General features: G+C 71.8%; 14 protein-coding genes. 6 read left to right on the forward strand and 8 right to left on the reverse strand.

Translation table 11 applies throughout. From position 1 onward, the window contains the following. Positions 1 to 52 precede the first annotated feature (52 nt). From ABT093_RS20055 to ABT093_RS20065, 3 genes are read right to left on the reverse strand one after another with little or no spacing between them, the layout of a single operon-like run. Positions 53 to 847, reverse strand: a complete 795-nt coding sequence (locus tag ABT093_RS20055; protein ID WP_350566028.1) for a hypothetical protein — start codon at positions 845 to 847, stop codon at positions 53 to 55. Continuing rightward, the gene (locus ABT093_RS20060; RefSeq protein ID WP_350566030.1) at positions 844 to 1,806 is read right to left on the reverse strand and encodes a coiled-coil domain-containing protein; all 963 of its coding nucleotides are present in this window, start codon (positions 1,804 to 1,806) and stop codon (positions 844 to 846) included. The genes ABT093_RS20055 and ABT093_RS20060 overlap by 4 nt, the downstream gene beginning before the upstream one ends. Continuing rightward, positions 1,803 to 2,342, reverse strand: coding sequence for a hypothetical protein (locus ABT093_RS20065; protein ID WP_350566032.1), 540 nt, complete (start codon positions 2,340 to 2,342; stop codon positions 1,803 to 1,805). Before ABT093_RS20065 ends, ABT093_RS20060 begins: the two co-directional genes overlap by 4 nt. Positions 2,343 to 2,486: 144 nt before the next feature. Between ABT093_RS20065 and ABT093_RS20070 the strand changes: the two genes are divergently transcribed. Beyond that, complete coding sequence (locus tag ABT093_RS20070; RefSeq protein ID WP_350566034.1) at positions 2,487 to 3,272, forward strand: hypothetical protein; 786 nt, start codon at positions 2,487 to 2,489, stop codon at positions 3,270 to 3,272. Between the two features lie 210 nt (positions 3,273 to 3,482). Here ABT093_RS20070 and ABT093_RS20075 read toward each other — a convergent pair whose 3' ends face one another. From ABT093_RS20075 to ABT093_RS20085, 3 genes are all read right to left on the reverse strand, one after another. After that, the gene (locus ABT093_RS20075) at positions 3,483 to 3,755 is read right to left on the reverse strand and encodes a hypothetical protein (RefSeq protein WP_350566036.1); all 273 of its coding nucleotides are present in this window, start codon (positions 3,753 to 3,755) and stop codon (positions 3,483 to 3,485) included. 410 nt (positions 3,756 to 4,165) lie between these two features. Then, entirely contained in the window at positions 4,166 to 4,975 is an 810-nt protein-coding gene (locus ABT093_RS20080) for an NUDIX domain-containing protein (RefSeq protein ID WP_350566037.1), read from the reverse strand. 31 nt (positions 4,976 to 5,006) lie between these two features. Continuing rightward, entirely contained in the window at positions 5,007 to 5,825 is an 819-nt protein-coding gene (locus tag ABT093_RS20085; protein WP_350566039.1) for a type I-G CRISPR-associated protein, Cas3-extension family, read from the reverse strand. Positions 5,826 to 5,932: 107 nt separating this feature from the next. Here ABT093_RS20085 and ABT093_RS20090 point away from each other — a divergent pair, with 107 nt between their 5' ends. The 3 genes from ABT093_RS20090 to ABT093_RS20100 all read left to right on the forward strand — a co-directional run bounded on the left by ABT093_RS20090 (position 5,933) and on the right by ABT093_RS20100 (position 8,890). After that, positions 5,933 to 6,961 carry a hypothetical protein gene (locus ABT093_RS20090; RefSeq protein ID WP_350566041.1) on the forward strand — a complete coding sequence of 343 codons (1,029 nt, stop codon included), beginning with the start codon at positions 5,933 to 5,935 and terminating at the stop codon, positions 6,959 to 6,961. 774 nt (positions 6,962 to 7,735) lie between these two features. Next, positions 7,736 to 8,416 carry a replication/maintenance protein RepL gene (locus tag ABT093_RS20095; protein WP_350566043.1) on the forward strand — a complete coding sequence of 227 codons (681 nt, stop codon included), beginning with the start codon at positions 7,736 to 7,738 and terminating at the stop codon, positions 8,414 to 8,416. A 45-nt stretch (positions 8,417 to 8,461) separates the two neighbouring features. Next, positions 8,462 to 8,890 (forward strand): hypothetical protein, encoded by a 429-nt coding sequence (locus tag ABT093_RS20100; protein WP_350566045.1) that lies wholly within the window; start codon positions 8,462 to 8,464, stop codon positions 8,888 to 8,890. A gap of 336 nt (positions 8,891 to 9,226) precedes the next feature. Here the strand turns inward: ABT093_RS20100 and ABT093_RS20105 are convergent, their stop codons facing one another. Beyond that, the gene (locus ABT093_RS20105; RefSeq protein ID WP_350566047.1) at positions 9,227 to 10,939 is read right to left on the reverse strand and encodes a hypothetical protein; all 1,713 of its coding nucleotides are present in this window, start codon (positions 10,937 to 10,939) and stop codon (positions 9,227 to 9,229) included. 290 nt (positions 10,940 to 11,229) lie between these two features. On the opposite strand from ABT093_RS20105, the gene ABT093_RS20110 reads away from it, so the two are divergent. Next, positions 11,230 to 11,928, forward strand: coding sequence for a hypothetical protein (locus ABT093_RS20110; RefSeq protein ID WP_350566049.1), 699 nt, complete (start codon positions 11,230 to 11,232; stop codon positions 11,926 to 11,928). A 73-nt stretch (positions 11,929 to 12,001) separates the two neighbouring features. Here the strand turns inward: ABT093_RS20110 and ABT093_RS20115 are convergent, their stop codons facing one another. After that, a complete protein-coding gene (locus tag ABT093_RS20115; RefSeq protein ID WP_350566051.1) occupies positions 12,002 to 12,157 on the reverse strand; it encodes a hypothetical protein in 156 nt (51 codons plus the stop codon). A gap of 294 nt (positions 12,158 to 12,451) precedes the next feature. Between ABT093_RS20115 and ABT093_RS20120 the strand changes: the two genes are divergently transcribed. Further along, positions 12,452 to 14,197, forward strand: a complete 1,746-nt coding sequence (locus ABT093_RS20120; RefSeq protein ID WP_350566053.1) for a hypothetical protein — start codon at positions 12,452 to 12,454, stop codon at positions 14,195 to 14,197. Position 14,198 lies beyond the last annotated feature (1 nt).

Consider the following 14,198-nt stretch of genomic DNA (forward strand, 5'->3'; position numbering starts at 1 on the left):
GGACCGGAGCTGTAGGGAGCAGGGCGGCCGACTCGCGATACCGCGGCGGGCCTCAGCGGCGGATCGGCGGGTTCTCGCTGGGGCCGAAGGCGCGCAGCTGCGGGGGAAGCCCCTCGGGCCGGCGCCACCACACGTCGAGGCCGCAGGCGCCGAGGGCGACGGCCAGGGAACGGCGGACGGCCTCTTCGACGGCGGTGCGCAGGTTCCGGGCGGCGGGGCCGGTGGCGTTCGTGAGTCGGCGCGAGGGGTTCCAGCCGAGGTCGGCGATCCCGGAGATGTCGTCGTCGGGGTCCAGCGGCGGGCACGGGCGCAGGGTGATGCCGGGGTCGCCGGGGCGGGCGGCGACGGGCAGGCCGGCGAGGTGGGCGCTGCGGTGGACGGCGGTGATGACGCCGGGCCGGATGCCGGGGGCGATGGGCGCGGGACCGTGGGGGCGGGGGCCGGGCGGGCCGGCGAGGTCGCGGGGGAGGGGGACTGCGTCGCTGACGCGGATCTCCCAGAGGTGGAAGGCCTGGCTCGCGGTGGTGCCGAGGAGGGGGAGGAGCTCGGTCAGGGCGTGCTGGACGGCGTTGACGACGAGCTGCTGGGCGTCGTGGGCGGGCTGCTGGTGTTCTTCGGTGGCAGCCGCCTGGGCGAGGCGCCGGGAGGGCAGCCAGTGCAGGGCGATCAGGCCGCGGCAGTGGTCGCCGTCGTCGAGGGGTTGGGCCGGGCGCAGGTGGACGCCGGGGCCGTGGCCGCCGTGGGCGAGGGGCAGGCCGGCCAGGTGCAGGGCGTCCATCACCCGGTCGGCGAGGACGGGGTCGAGCCGGAGCCGGGCGGAGCCCGGCTCCGGCGGGGCAGTGGTCAACGGCGCAGGGCCCGTTCGGCGGCCTGGTGGTCGGCGCGGCGGCGGTCGGTGGCCTGGGCGGGGATGGAACCGAGGGCCAGGACCTCGTCCCGCACTCCGTAGGCGAGCCGGTAGGTCAGGGCCCGGGTCGCGGTGTCGAGCCAGGCCTCGGTGTCCTCGCGCGGCGGCATCGGGCCCAGGGCGGAGGCGAACCACACCGGGAGGAGGTCGGTGCCGGCGAGGGCGGTGCTGATGCGGTCCCGGGCGATGCGGACGAGGTGTTCGTGGGCGGCCTGGCCGGCGGCTGCGGCCTCCGCGAGGGTCCGGTCGAGGGAGTCGTCGCGGTTCAGGGCGCTGCGGGCGGTGTCGGCGGCGACCTGGCTGCTGCGGACGTGGGTGTCCGCGGTACGCGCGTTCGTGGCGGCCTGCAGGTAGGCGGAGGCGGCACGTTTGAAGGCGTCGCTGCCGTGGGCGGCGGTGGCCAGGGTGGACGCGGCCTCCAGGACGGCGGTGCGGGCCTTCTCCAGGCGGGCGGCCGCTTCCTGGTGCGCGGTCAGGCTGCGGACGTGGCGGGCGCGGTCGGCGGCGGGCAGCAGCTGGGCTTCGGCGGCCCGGCCGGCGGCGATCCTCTTCACCAGCTGCTCGGTCTCGTGGCCGGTGGCGTCGAGGTCGACGGCGCTCCCGCCGGCCGCGGTGCGCACCCGGCGCTCCAGCCAGGCGACCCGCTGGCCGAGGTCGTCGACCGCGCGGCGCAGGAACACGACGTCCTCGTCGTGGTCGTCGGCCCGTTCGACCAGGCCCTCGATCTCCTCCTGCCGCTCCCGCAGGTCGCGCTCCACGGAGTCCAGGCGCCCCCTGCTGCGGGAGCTGTCCTCCTCGAACTCCTCGCGCAGGCTCCGCAGGCCCGACTCCACGCTGCCCACCGAGTAGCCGAGCTCGCGGACCTCGCGCTCCAGGCCGGGGTCGTAGGGGCTGGTCACTTGCTGCTCCTGTTCGCGCCCGGGCCGTCCGGAAGGGCGGTGAGGTAGGCGCCGCCCTCGCAGGCGGCGACGGCGATGACCCACCAGGGGCTGAGCACGCCGGTGGCTACGGCGCTCAGCAGCAGCACCCCGGCGGCGCGCACCACCGCGCTGACCCGGTAGCGCCCGTGCGGACGGCCCTTCGGCAGCGGGACGTCCTGCCAGCCGCCGGCCAGGGTCCCGCAGAAGAAGGGGATCAGGAGGAGCAGCCAGCCCCAGGACACCCAGCCGGGGATCACGGCGGCGGCCGTCAAGCCGGCGACCACAGCCGCGCCCCGGGAGGTCCACAGCACGAACGCCTGCGTGGCGCGGCGGGCCGGCTCCTGACGAAGGCCGGGCACCTGCGCGTCGTAGGCGAGGAGGCTGTCGGCGGCGGCCAGCAGGGCGTCGAACGCACCCTGGCGGCCGTCGGCGCCGGGTTCCAGCGCTGCCGCGGCGGCATGGTGCCGCCCGACGTCCCTCTGCAGCTGTGCGAACCGTGCGGAAATCCCGTCCACCCGTGCCCTCCGTCTCCCGAAACGGCCCCTGCCGCTCCGCCCCAGACGGTATCTATGAGCACTGACAGTTCGTCACCAATTCCGGAAAGTGACAGCCCGCCCGCACCGGACCGGTGCGGGCGGCACAGCAGAGGAGACCCGCTGATGGAGACCACCGCGCAGGCCGAGCCGGCCGGGACCGACCGGCAGGTGGCGCTGCTGCTCGCCGAGACCATGACCTCCGTCGTCAAGGGCGGACCGCTGCGCCTTCCCGACGGGGTGGAGCTCACCGGCCCGGTCCAGGACCGCTTCCTCGGCATCGTCCTGGGCGCCGTTCGCCAGGTGTCCCCCGAGTACGAGGACGCGTTGCGCCGCGAGCTGTACGACAAGGGCGTCTACGCGCCGCCCTGCCTCGACCTCACCCCTTCCGGTGATCCGGGCGCGGGGCGTGCGGTGGTCGAGGAGGGCTTCCACTCCCTCCACCCGGAAGAGGGCGGCTGGAACATGGAGCGGTGGCGCCTGGCGGTGCCCGGCGAGGGCGACGACGACCTCGCCCAGTTCGCGGCCTCGGCCCTCCAGCAGCACCTGCTCGCCGCTCCCGCCCGCGACGTCGACCTGGAGCGGCTGCGCGCCGCGGTGGTGACGGTGCACTTCTTCCAGCAGACCGGCTTCGACGAGGACTTCGGGCTGGAGTCCTTCCAGGGCGTGCTCCACGCCTCCGGCTGCGGCTGGATCGCGATCGACTCCCCGGATCCCGAGGACGGCCAGGAGGAGATCCCCGACCCGCAGGTGTGGACGTCACCGTCCCTCGCCGGCCTGCTCGCGGCCGCCGGTGACCGCCTGTCCGGGCTGCGCCCGGGCCCCGAGGGGGCGGGCGACGACGAGTTCGAGTGCCGCTGGCTCAGTGGCTACCTGCGTGAGGCGCTGGAGGCGTGGCCCGGCCTGGAGTAGTCCCGGCGCGGGCCCGGCGGCCTCCCGGAGCGGGAAGGAGCGGGTGCTCCCGCGCCGCCTGGCGTCCCGATGCCGGGGAGGTCAGTCGGCGCGGGAGACGGCGAGAGCCTGGGCCAGGTCGCTGTCGGTCTGGGCCGTTCCGCCGCCGTTGACCAGCAGATAGATCGCCGCTTCGTCCTGGACGGTCTCGGCGGTCTGGGCCTCGGCGACCTACAGGGTGGCCATGCGCTCGAACTGCAGCTGACCGGGCCTGGTGAGGCCGGAGAAGCGGACGCAGGGGCCGTCGCCGGCCTCCTCGGTTGTCGCGACGTGCTCGGCGGGGAACCACGAGGCGGGGACGGCGAGCTGGTCGTCGAACCAGAAGCGGGCGGTCGTGATCCGCTGCTTGCCGTCGATGCAGGCCCAGGTGGGCTCGCCGGTGTCGTAGACGCTGCGGCCGTTGGCCTTGGCCCACGCGGCGTTGCCTCGGTCGGAGATGATCACCGTTCCGGCGGGGATTGCGCAGCATCGACGGTCTGCGCAACGGCGTCCTTGCGCAGAGATGATCATGCGCAAGGGCCTCTTGCGCAGGGCTTCACGGGCGTTGCGCAGCAGGGCGGAAGAATCGTGTTTTTGCTGGTCAGGCTTGCGCAATGGCTGCGCAATGGCCGGTTCGGGCCGGTGACGGCGCCCGGGCGGCCCGTCTGCGCAGGACGTGGCGGCCCTGCTGCGGGCGTCGCGGAGCAAGGGCCTGGGGCCCGCGGCCGGCGGTGGGGAGTCGTGCGTGCTCGGGCGGGTGTGGCGGGGCGGCCGGTCCGGCATCGCCCGTCTCTGCGCCGGGGAGGCGCCCGGGGGGAGCGCCGTCTCCTGGCGAGCTGGGCGGGTCCGGTTCACCAGGAGACGGGTCGAGCGTCCTATCGGGCGTGGTGCGGGCGGTTGGCCAGGAGGTGGAGGAGGGCGACGAGCGTTCCCGACCCGAGGAGCTCATCCCGGGCGATCATGCCCGGGACGTCGGTGAGGGGGATCCACTCGGTCTGGCCGGCTTCCTCGGCGTCGGTGGGTTCTCCGACCTTGGCGGCGCCCCGGGCCACGAAGATCTCGTGGGGGGAGTCCACCATGCCGACCATGGGCTGGTAGGTGAGCACGTGCTCGACGGAGCCGGGGCGCCAGCCCGTTTCCTCCTCGACCTCGCGGGCGGCCGCGGCAGCGCCGTCCTCGCCGGCTTCCACGATCCCGCCGGGCAGCTCCCAGCCGAATCTGCCCGGGACGAAGCGGTAGCGGTGGAGCATCAGGACGCGGTCCTGGTCGTCCACCACGGCCGTGACGGCCACGTGCTGGAGGCGCACCACGTGGTGCTCGAAGCGCTCGACGCCGGGAGGTTCGACGTCGACGAGCGCGAGCTTCACCCACTCGTTGTCGTAGACCAGGCGCTCACCATGGACGCGCCACGGCTCCAGCTCCCGCCGAGGGGTCTCCGTGGCCGGGTGCTGCTCCACGGCGCGGTCGGCGTTCACGAAGTAGCCGCTGCCGTGGTGGGCGACCACCAGGCCTTCGGCGGCGAGCCGCGACAGGACCAGGCGGACCGTCGTCCGCCCCACGCTCAGATCTGCCGCCAGCGTGCGCTCGGACGGCAGCTTGGCGCCTCCAGCGAACCTGCCAGCCGCAATCCACCCGCGGATGGTCTGTTCCAGCCGCTCGGTCTTATCTCCCGTGCCGTTTCGCACTCTCCCACCCTTCCAACTGGTGCGCGCCAGTCTAGGCCCGCAGGGCTGCCGCTCGGACGGGGGTGTCCGTGACGGTCAAGCGCACCGGGCGCAGCGGGCCGTCGTTGTGCTTGCCGCGTTCGCGGGCGGCGGCGTGGACGCTGGTGATGCCGTAGTTGGCGAGGTGCAGCGGGTGGGGGCGGTCGTCGTCGTAGTCCTGCTCGTGGGGTTCGGTGTCGAGGTGGACCAGCACGGTGCCGGGCGTCGGGAGGGAACCGTCGGCGGCCGGTTCGTCGAGCAGGCCGATGTAGGGCAGGGAGAGCATGACGTCGACGGCGAGGCGGTCGAGCGGAGGTGACCACAGCGGCCAGACCATCACCGGTTTGGAGCCGGCGGCGGTGCGGTGCCACAGGGTGGTGGTCAGCTCGGGGCCGTGGATGCCGGCCCGGGCGATGAGGCGGGTCAGGGCGATGGAGAGCGTCGCAAGCCAGGTGGCGCCGGGCACGCCCCAGTTGTTGGGCTTGCCGTCGGGGGAGAGGTGGGCGGGGACCGGGGCGTGGTGGTCGAGGCCTTCGCCGGTGACGCCTTCGTAGCGCTTCCAGCCGGTGAGGGCCTCGGTGAGCAGGCGGTGCGGGTCCGCGCGGACGGCTTCCAGCGGGGCGGCGAAGAAGGAGTGGACGGTCTGCTGGCCGGTGCGGGCGATGGAGGGGGTGAGGCGGGCCCGCTTCACGGGCTTGGCCCCGGCCGGGTTGCCGCGGGACGTCTTGTGGCTGTCGCAGTGGATGCTGAGGATGCTGTCTACCCAGGCGGCGGCCTGGTGGCCCTGCTCGGTGATCAGGGTGCGCTGGAGTGCGACGGCGTTGGCCGGCATCCCGGGTTCCGGGACGGGGGCGGACCCCGAGTTGCATTCGATGACTTCTTCATGGTATCCATTGTCTTGCCACAGCGGGTGTCTATCGCCTACCAGAGGAGGCCATCGTGATCAGCTTCGGACGCAAGGTCATCGACCGCGAGGACCTGGCCGTCAAGGCCGGCAGGGCCGTCGGGACGCTGCGCAACGCCGGCGTCTTCCGGGAGCTGGACGCGGTGGCCGGCGGCGGCCGCGGTGCCAAGGAGCTCTACGACCTGGAGCAGGCCTGCGTCGCGGCCGCCAACGTGCGCCTGCGCAAGGGCGAGGCCCCGGTGCCGGTCCCGGCGCCGGCGGACCACGACGAGCTCGGCGCGCAGGAGCTGCGGGCCCTGGTCCGCGAGGTTCTCCTGCAGGAGTGCGAGGACGGCGCCGTGGCCGGCCTGACGGTCGAGGCCCTGGACGCCCTGACCGAGCCGGAGCTGCGGGACTGGGTCCGCGGCCACGAGCTCCTGACGCTGGAGGAGGCCCGGATGTCGGTGCCTCAGGAGCGTCGGCCGACGAAGTCGACGATGGAGTCCTACTGCAACGGCAGCAAGACGGCCCTGCCGCCGGCGGACGCCGTCTTCTACGGTGTCTCGTTCTGGTTCCGCGCCACCATCGAGGCCTGGAACGGGGCCCGCAAGCCCGCCCACGGCATCAAGGGCCACGGCCGCCCCGCCGGCACCGCCACCGCCGCCGCGGCCGTCGCCGTCGCCGCGCCGAAGGCGGACGGCACCGTCGAGCAGACCGTCCAAGCTGACGAGCCCGCGGGCCGGCCTCAGGCCTCCGCCGGGCCGGTCCTGGATGCCGCCGCCAGCCACACCGCTTCCGACACCGACGCGCCGGGGGATCCCGTCGACGGCGGGCAGCGCGCCCAGGCGGGCACCGGTGCGCCAGGGGGCGGACGGCCCGCCCGTCCCGGTGGCGACGGCACGGCACTACGTCCGCGTCCGCTGGTCCCCCTGGGCGCTCGCGGGGTCCGGTGTTCGGACTCCGACCGCAGCTGGTTCACCGCCGCAGCGGTCCCGGCCTCCCGGCCGTCGCCCGGCACCGCCCCCTTCCGCCGCATCGGCCTCCGGCGGGCTGACCGTCCGTGCCGCTGCCGCGACCCGAGCTGAGGGCTCAGGTTGACTGGCTGTCGGTGATGGGCTCGCGCTACTTCTGCCGGTCACGAAAGTCCGGCTGCCGCCGGACCCGGGCCTAGCGGCCCTTTCCGCGCCCATGAATCACCATGGCTGAGGCCCGTTGACGTTGCCTCACACCTGCGCGCTGTATCTGGCGTGCGGTGGTTCCCATGACCGTGCTGGAGGACATCGCCGAAAAACGGCGGCGTGCGCGGCAGCATGCCAGATGTGGAGGCGACACCGCGCCGAGTCATCGGCCGTCAACTCCTGTCGGGCGCGGGTGGGGTTGTTCGAGTGGCATGTGGTGCGCGTACCGCAGGAGCGGCCTCAGCAGGCCGCAGATGCGGGCGGTTGGCGTCTTTTGAAAGAGGAACGCCACCTCACTAGGCCTCTGACCTGCATGAATGAAGGATCGGACGTGTTCGTCGCAGCACATTCAGAAGTCCGTTTTGTGAACCGCAACAGCACATTAGGCGGTGAAAGTACAGCTCCAGTTGCGTTTACGTTTCCGCAGGTCAGCGCGCTACCGTGGGGAGCAGAAGAGACCCGAGGGGGGTTCGGGAACGTGTCGGCCCCGGCACCAAGAATCCAGTAGCAGTTGTCTTTCGCGGCAAAAGCGGGCAGGAACTCCAGTCACAGTTGATTCTCGGCGCAGGACCACACGCGGATCTTCGGCGGAGGCGCGCGACGCGCCCAAGATCACGCGAAAGACAAGTCCTGGTGGACTTTCAACTAGGCTGTGTGGCGCCTGAGCAGAAGGAGCACCACGTGACCCACCAACCGGCGAACCGGCACCGCCGAGTCGCGCCCCGAGCCGTGCCGGCCACGATGGACGACGTCCTCGCAAATGACCTGGTCCACCTGCTGGGCCTCCAGCTCGGCGAGTCTGACGAGCGTTCCGGCGGGAAGGGCTCCAGTCCCAAGGTCAAGTCCGTCACCGTCGAGTATGAGAACCGGCGCGGCGTTCACGACATGGCGGGCGACGCCGGGTACAGCCTGGCGAGCAACTGGTTTACCCAGCTGCTCGCACAGCTCGCGATCGCCAAGCGGATCACCAAGTCAGAGCTGTGCGTGTTCCTGTACGTCGCCGGTGGTCAGATCAAGGGGACCGGCGTCACGGCATACACCCAGCAGGAGATCGCGAACGGCCTGAACGAGCGCGCCAAGGAAGCCGGCGCCCCCTGCATCTCCCGATCGACCGTGAACCGAGCCATCAGGGTCCTGTGCGACTACGGCTGGGTGGAGCGCCACGGCAACGGCGCGGTTCGCCTGAACGTCAAGCTCTGGTTCCGGGGCAACAGCGAAGAGCAGCACCAGCTGCTCAATGAGCTGAAGAGCGACGACCCGGCGGCGTTCCCGAACTACATCGGCCCTGACCTTCAGATGCCGCTGCCCTTCGACAACCTGGGCGAAGGGGCCAGCAGCACCCGGCAGGAGCGCACCGGGTGACAGCCCGAGATCATCTAATGGACACACGAGGAAGAAGGTGCATCTGTGGCTGAGGTCATGTCTCCGTTCCTCTGGGACCGGATCTGGGCACTGCCCGTCTCACCGGCGTCGGTGAAGTTCTTTGCGTACCTACTGGCCCGGTCCAAGTACGGCGGGAACCTACCGGTCAATCACAATCAGAAAGTGATGGCGCAGGAGTACGGGAAGACGCCTCAGGGGATCAGTGCGCTGATGGCGCCACTGTGCGAACTGAACATCGTCCTGCGGCCGCCGTCCGAGACCCGCGATGGCAACACGTACCGGCTGCATCCGCTGGTGGCCAAGTACGAGAACCACGAAGCGATGGAGGAAGCCTTCCGCGAGGCCCTGAGGCTGATCAAAGCGCGGAAACTCCCTGTCCTGCGCCTGCCGTCCTACCAGGTCGCACCGCCGGATCCGACCGAGGGAAAGCCCGATCTGCAGGTTGCCTGCTGAAGTTGGCACGGCCCTGGATCTGGTCCAACCTGCAGGGCGGGGCCCGGCTCGCGATGCGGATTCGCGAGCCGGGCCCCATTCAGCGGTGTAGGATCTCGCGCTCGGCTTCACACGGCGACTCCGTGACCTGCGGCTTTCAGGCTGTCTCACGGCCGCTTCACCTGCCGGTCGTCTCAGCTGCGCTGCATTTCCTCGTTGTTCGCCGAGCTACCGCTGAACGGGCAAGCCTCTGACCTGCGATGTCTCACCGCCCGCTTCACATGTGCAGTCGATATGAAGCGAGCGGTGAGACTATGAAGCCGGATTTGAGACGCTACAAGCGGGCGGACCCGCCGGTCAGGTCCTGCTGTTGGTCAGGTGCCGGCCGATCAGTCCGACGAGGATCTTGCCGGTTGGACCGGCGGTGTCGTCGTAGAAGTGGATCCGGGGTGAAATGGAGCCACGGACGTCCAGTTTGATGTGGGCTTCCATCAGGATCTCGCCTTCGGGGCGGACTTGGGCCGGCACGGGGAGGACGCGTTCGTCGGCCCACTGGTTGAGGGTTTCCTCGGACTCGACCATCGCGACGGTGTTGCCCGAGATGACGACGGCGCCGCGGGGGCTGCGCAGGCAGAACTGGAGGAAGTTGCCGTTGAAGCCCTCGCTGGTGGAGATCTCCGCGTAGCTGCTGGGGGCCTGGAGTGCCAGCCAGGCCTTACGGGCCCAGCCCGGGACCTTGCGGGTGTCGGTGTCGTCGAGGCTCAGGGTGCGGGAGCGTTGACCGGTGAACTGGACGCCGGGGAGGAAGGAGAGGCGGCCGAGGACTTCCTCGAAGGTACGCGGTGCATCCTCGCTGTCCTGCTGGGCGTAGGCCTCGTTGCCTGCGCCCAGCGACATCAAGAGGACACGGAGCCGGTTGATCTCCCGGTTGGCCCGGTCGAGAAGGTCGAGGGAGTCGAGGTGCTCGGCAAGTTCGCTGTCGTTGCTGGCCTCGGAGGCGGTCAGCTTGCCGTTGGCGTCGTTGAGCTGCTGCTGAAGGCTGAGCTGCATACGTTGCTGGCGGGTGATCTCCTCATCGCGGACGGAGACCATGCCCGCCAGCCGGCTGACCTCTCCGCGCGCCTCGGCGAGGTCGAGGTGCCCCGATGAGGGCTTCTCCTGCAGTTGGAGGGACAGCGCCGCCGGTCTGGTGTTCAGCAGGACCAGGCCCGCGAGCCGTTCCGGGACGGGCGAGTCAAGGGTGTGCTCCTGGACGCCGCCGGCGATGTGTCTCCACGCTTCGTCGCGCCGGTCGTTCAGGCGCTGATAGGTCAGGAACCGGTGGCGGTACCCGTCAGCCGCCCAAGCCGGATCTACGCCGGGCAGGTAGGTGCGTACCGAGCCGGGGGCGACCCAGTGGTCGGGGCCGATCTCGCGTCGGAAGGCGCTGACGGCAGCCTGGTCGGTGAGCAGGAAGAGCGATGCGAAGCCGGCTGCCCCTTCCCACACCTTGCCGGTGCGCCAGGTCCAGCTGCCTGTCTCCTGGTAGGGCTGAGCGGCCACGATGACGGGGCGGCGGCGGTCCTGGTGGGTGAGGACCTCCAGGAGATGATCGACGTCTCCCGCCGTGATGTGCTGAGGGGAATCGGTCAGCCGGGTGACCGCCTCCCAGCCCCCTCCGGCGTCGGGGGCCAGGCCGTCTATGACGGGCAGGGCGGCGACGAGTTCACGGATGACCCGGGGCGGTCCGCTCGGCGGGACGCTGCCGCTGCTCTGGCATTCCAGTTCGACCGCCACCAGGCCGGTCCGGCGGGCGTCAGGGCCGACCGCGGTGAGCGTGGTTGTCCACTGCTGCGCCCGCTGCTCGATGAACTGCAGGCGCAGGCCGACTTCGTCCCCATCGGGGCTGTAGGACCCGACGATGTCGAGGGTGGTGCTGGCGTCGAGTTGGTGAAGGCCGGACGACCCGAGGGCCTCGACGCCGTAGCCTTTGCTGTCCAGCCAGGAGGCTGCGCCCCCGCGGACGGTCTTGAAGATGTCAGGCTGTTCGGTGTCGGTGCAGTCGATCGTCAGGGCGGTGCGGTACAACATGGTGCTTCGGAACACGGGGGAACTCCGGCAGGCTGTGGAGGTACGAGAACGGGTGCGGTCGGGAGCGTAGCGGTTCAGCTCCTGATACCCGTGAGTTGGCGTACCCCGGTGGCTTCGGTCGGCTCGACGGTGCCGTGCCCGCGCGCCGACGCCGGGCTTCCGCTGTCGGCGCTGTCGCGGCGGCGACGAGGAGTGTCGGGCCAGGGCCGCTGCGCCGTGCGCGATCGGGCGGTCGGCCACCGTGCGGGGGCGGCATCAAGGGGACGGGAAGAGGTGCCGATCACGGATCCATGACCGATTCCACTGTCGACCTTCTGCCGCACGATCTGGCGTTTGATGGGCGGCCCATCGTCTGGGCCCGCCCCGAGTTGTTCAGGACCTACGGCTGCATCACCGAACTCGTGCGGGACCTCGCCAGCACGTTTGTCCCCGACGGCAGATGGTGCCGGGTGGGACCGGACGTCCATGCGGTCCGGGGTGGAGACGGAGCGCCGAGGCTCCGGCCTGTCGCCAGAGGATGGGAAGCAGACTTCTTTGAGTCCGGGTGGGGCGATGTGGCCGAGTTCGAAGACGTGCCGCAGGAGTACCGCACCGCCGTGGCCGCCTACGTCGACGTCCGCCACCGGTTGGTAGCCAACCTGACCACCGCTCCCGAGCTGCGGTCCGCCTGCAGGGTCGGTGGCACGGTCGCCGTGAACGCCCTCGCTGAACGGCGCCTGGGCCTGCTCGACGAACGGCTGCGGGCCCTGGAGGCGCTGCAGAGCGCTATTCCGCCGGAAGCACGCCGTGCGCCATGGGCACGGTCGCTCCTGACGAGAGAGGCCTTCGACGTGGTCACCGGCCGGGAATGGCTGACCAGCGCCTTCCTGGAGTTCCACCTCGGCGCGGCCGGTATGCGCCCGGAGACGATCGGCGGCTGGGGCTTCGACCTGCCCTCTGGACTCATCCCTCTGGTCTGTGACGGCACCTGTGAGGGCGACGGGGCGTGAGAAGCGCCCGGGATCCGCCTGTTGCTGCCGGCAATCGCCGCTATGGCGAATGCCGGCAGCACAGCAGGGCGGGTCAGCACAGAGTGGCCTGCCCGTCGGCGTTGCGGGTGGGGCGGGGCAGGATCGTGTTGCCGGTCAGTGCCTCGTGGAGCCGTAGGGCGAGGGAGGAGTTTCGGGGGTCGGCTGGCCGCTTGATGGCCGTGGCGAGGGCTTCGGGGTCACCGATCACGACTTGCCGATCATCCGGTGGACGGTGCCCGCCGGGCGGCCCGTGATCTCCTGCAGGCGCTTGGCGGCGCGGCCAGGCCGACGCGGCCGCCGACCGCTTCGGAATCCGTTGCGGCGGATCGTACGGGGCGCGAACGGGCGCGGCATCGCAGTTCTGACCGAACGTCGGCGGCATGCCGGGCAGGTCGGAGAAGGGCGTTGCGGCCGGGGTGCGTGCCCTGGGACCGGGGGGATCGTTGGGTGCAGCGGACCTCCGAGGCCGGCTCGGGGTCCTGCGGTGGTGGAGGTCAGGCGCGTGGAGATCTTGGATCGGGTAGCGGTGCAGCGGCTGGGGCTGGACGTCCCGGCCGTGCTGCGGGCTAGCGCGGTGCTGGCGCGGGGCAACTCCCGGCAGAAGTGGCACATCCCGCTCGGAGCGTCGGAGAGGACCTGTTCGTCCATGCCGGCCGCGGCCCGGTCCGAGGAAGTGCTGCTCCTGGACGCGCTGCCGCGGCTGTGTTCGGGGTGCCGGGTGGAGATCGACGCGCCGACGGGCGCCTTGTGGCGGTCCTGCGCCATGGTGGTCGACGCCGAGGCCGCAACGGTCTCGCTGGAGAAGGCGGCGGACGGTGAGGGCGCGTCGTGGTCCCGGTACGCGGTGGCCCTCAGCTGTTCGCCTCTCGGCCGGGATGGGGAGCTCCGGATGCTCCTGGGGCCGTTGGTCGGCGGCGAGCTGGCTGATCAGGGAGGCCAGGTCCTGTCGGTGTGGGAGCAGGTTCTGGAGAGGTGGAGGGCTGCGGCGCAGCGGTTCCGGGAGGTGCTGCCGCCTCCGCTTCTCTCGGCCGCCGTGACGGGTGCGGTCGATCGGGTCGAGTCAGCCGGTGCCGAGCGCCGAGGGGCGGAGCTGGACCGTCTCCACGGCCTGCGGGGCGGGCCAGCGCCTTTGTGGCGGGTCGCGTCGGCGGCGTGGGGGAAGGCGCTAACGATCGGGGCGCAGCCGCCGGCGGCGCTCGCCGCCGCGCTGGAGACGGTGGCCCGTACCTGGAGCACCTACCCGATTCGTGAGGTGGCGCTCCTGCCGACACCCGCGGTGACCTCCGCCGAGGGCCACGACGGCCCGGCAAGCTGGGCGCGGGCCGAGGCCGATCACCATGCCAGGGCGGTGGTGATCCGGTGGTGCGGTCTTCTCGACGAGGCGCTGGCCGAGGCGCTGACGGCGTGCGAGAAGCCGGCGCAGTTGGTGCTCGTGCACGGGTGGCCGTTGACGGAGGCCTCGGACTCGGGGCTGGCGTTCCTGTCGGCGTGGGAGCAGGTCGGTCCGACGGTGCCGACCCCGTGGCTGCCGGGGTATGCGCGGGACGGCGAGGACTTGGGGATGCGCAGCGCGGCGGTACTGGCGGTCCCCGCCGCGGCGGCGGTGATCGCCCAGCGCGTCACCGCCAGCGCCTTCTCCGGCCTCGGGCGCGGGCGCGTGGTCCTGGGGCCGGTCATCGAACAGGGGCACGGCCCTGGCACGGTGGGGGCCATGGCCGCCGCTCTCCTGCGCACGGCCTTCCCGCTGGTTCCCGATGACCTGGCGCCGCAGGCGCCGGTGTCGGAGGTGGTGGCGCGGGCGCGCGGCGAACTGGCCGCGGCCGCGCGGCCGTTTCCCGACTGCAGCCGAACCGATCCGGTGGAGCGGCTGTCGCTCTGCGCATGGCCGGACCTGATCGGCGGCCTCGCCTGGATCCCCGGGACGCGGCACTTCGATGATCTACTGGCGACGGGCTTCGGGGGCACCCTCCACGTCGGCCGCCTGGTGGTGCAGTCGGGGCCCGGGGCCGACGGGCCTCTGGTCGTCCTGGGGGGCGAGCTGTCCCGAACCCCCACTGCGGGGATCATCGAGTTCACTCCGCCCCGAGGCAGCACCTTGCGGGTTCCGCTGAACCGGATCGCCGCTGTCCTGTCCCGCCCCGTCATCGAGCCTGGGCGAGGCGAGCCCAGGGTGCGGCTCTGGGCTCCGTGGGAAGGCGCCTTCCACGCTCTGGCCGGGCGCCACCGGCCCGCCGGACCCACGGCGTGAG

It is taken from the genome of Kitasatospora sp. NPDC002551 (assembly GCF_040296005.1).
GTDB lineage: Bacteria > Actinomycetota > Actinomycetes > Streptomycetales > Streptomycetaceae > Kitasatospora.

Excerpts from the sequence above, each read along its gene's own strand:
- ABT093_RS20105 (WP_350566047.1), bottom strand. The coding sequence starts at position 10,939 with ATGTTGTACCGCACCGCCCTGACGATCGACTGCACCGACACCGAACAG.
- ABT093_RS20110 (WP_350566049.1), top strand. The coding sequence starts at position 11,230 with ATGACCGATTCCACTGTCGACCTTCTGCCGCACGATCTGGCGTTTGAT.
- ABT093_RS20070 (WP_350566034.1), top strand. The coding sequence starts at position 2,487 with ATGGAGACCACCGCGCAGGCCGAGCCGGCCGGGACCGACCGGCAGGTG.
- ABT093_RS20085 (WP_350566039.1), bottom strand. The coding sequence starts at position 5,825 with ATGCCGGCCAACGCCGTCGCACTCCAGCGCACCCTGATCACCGAGCAG.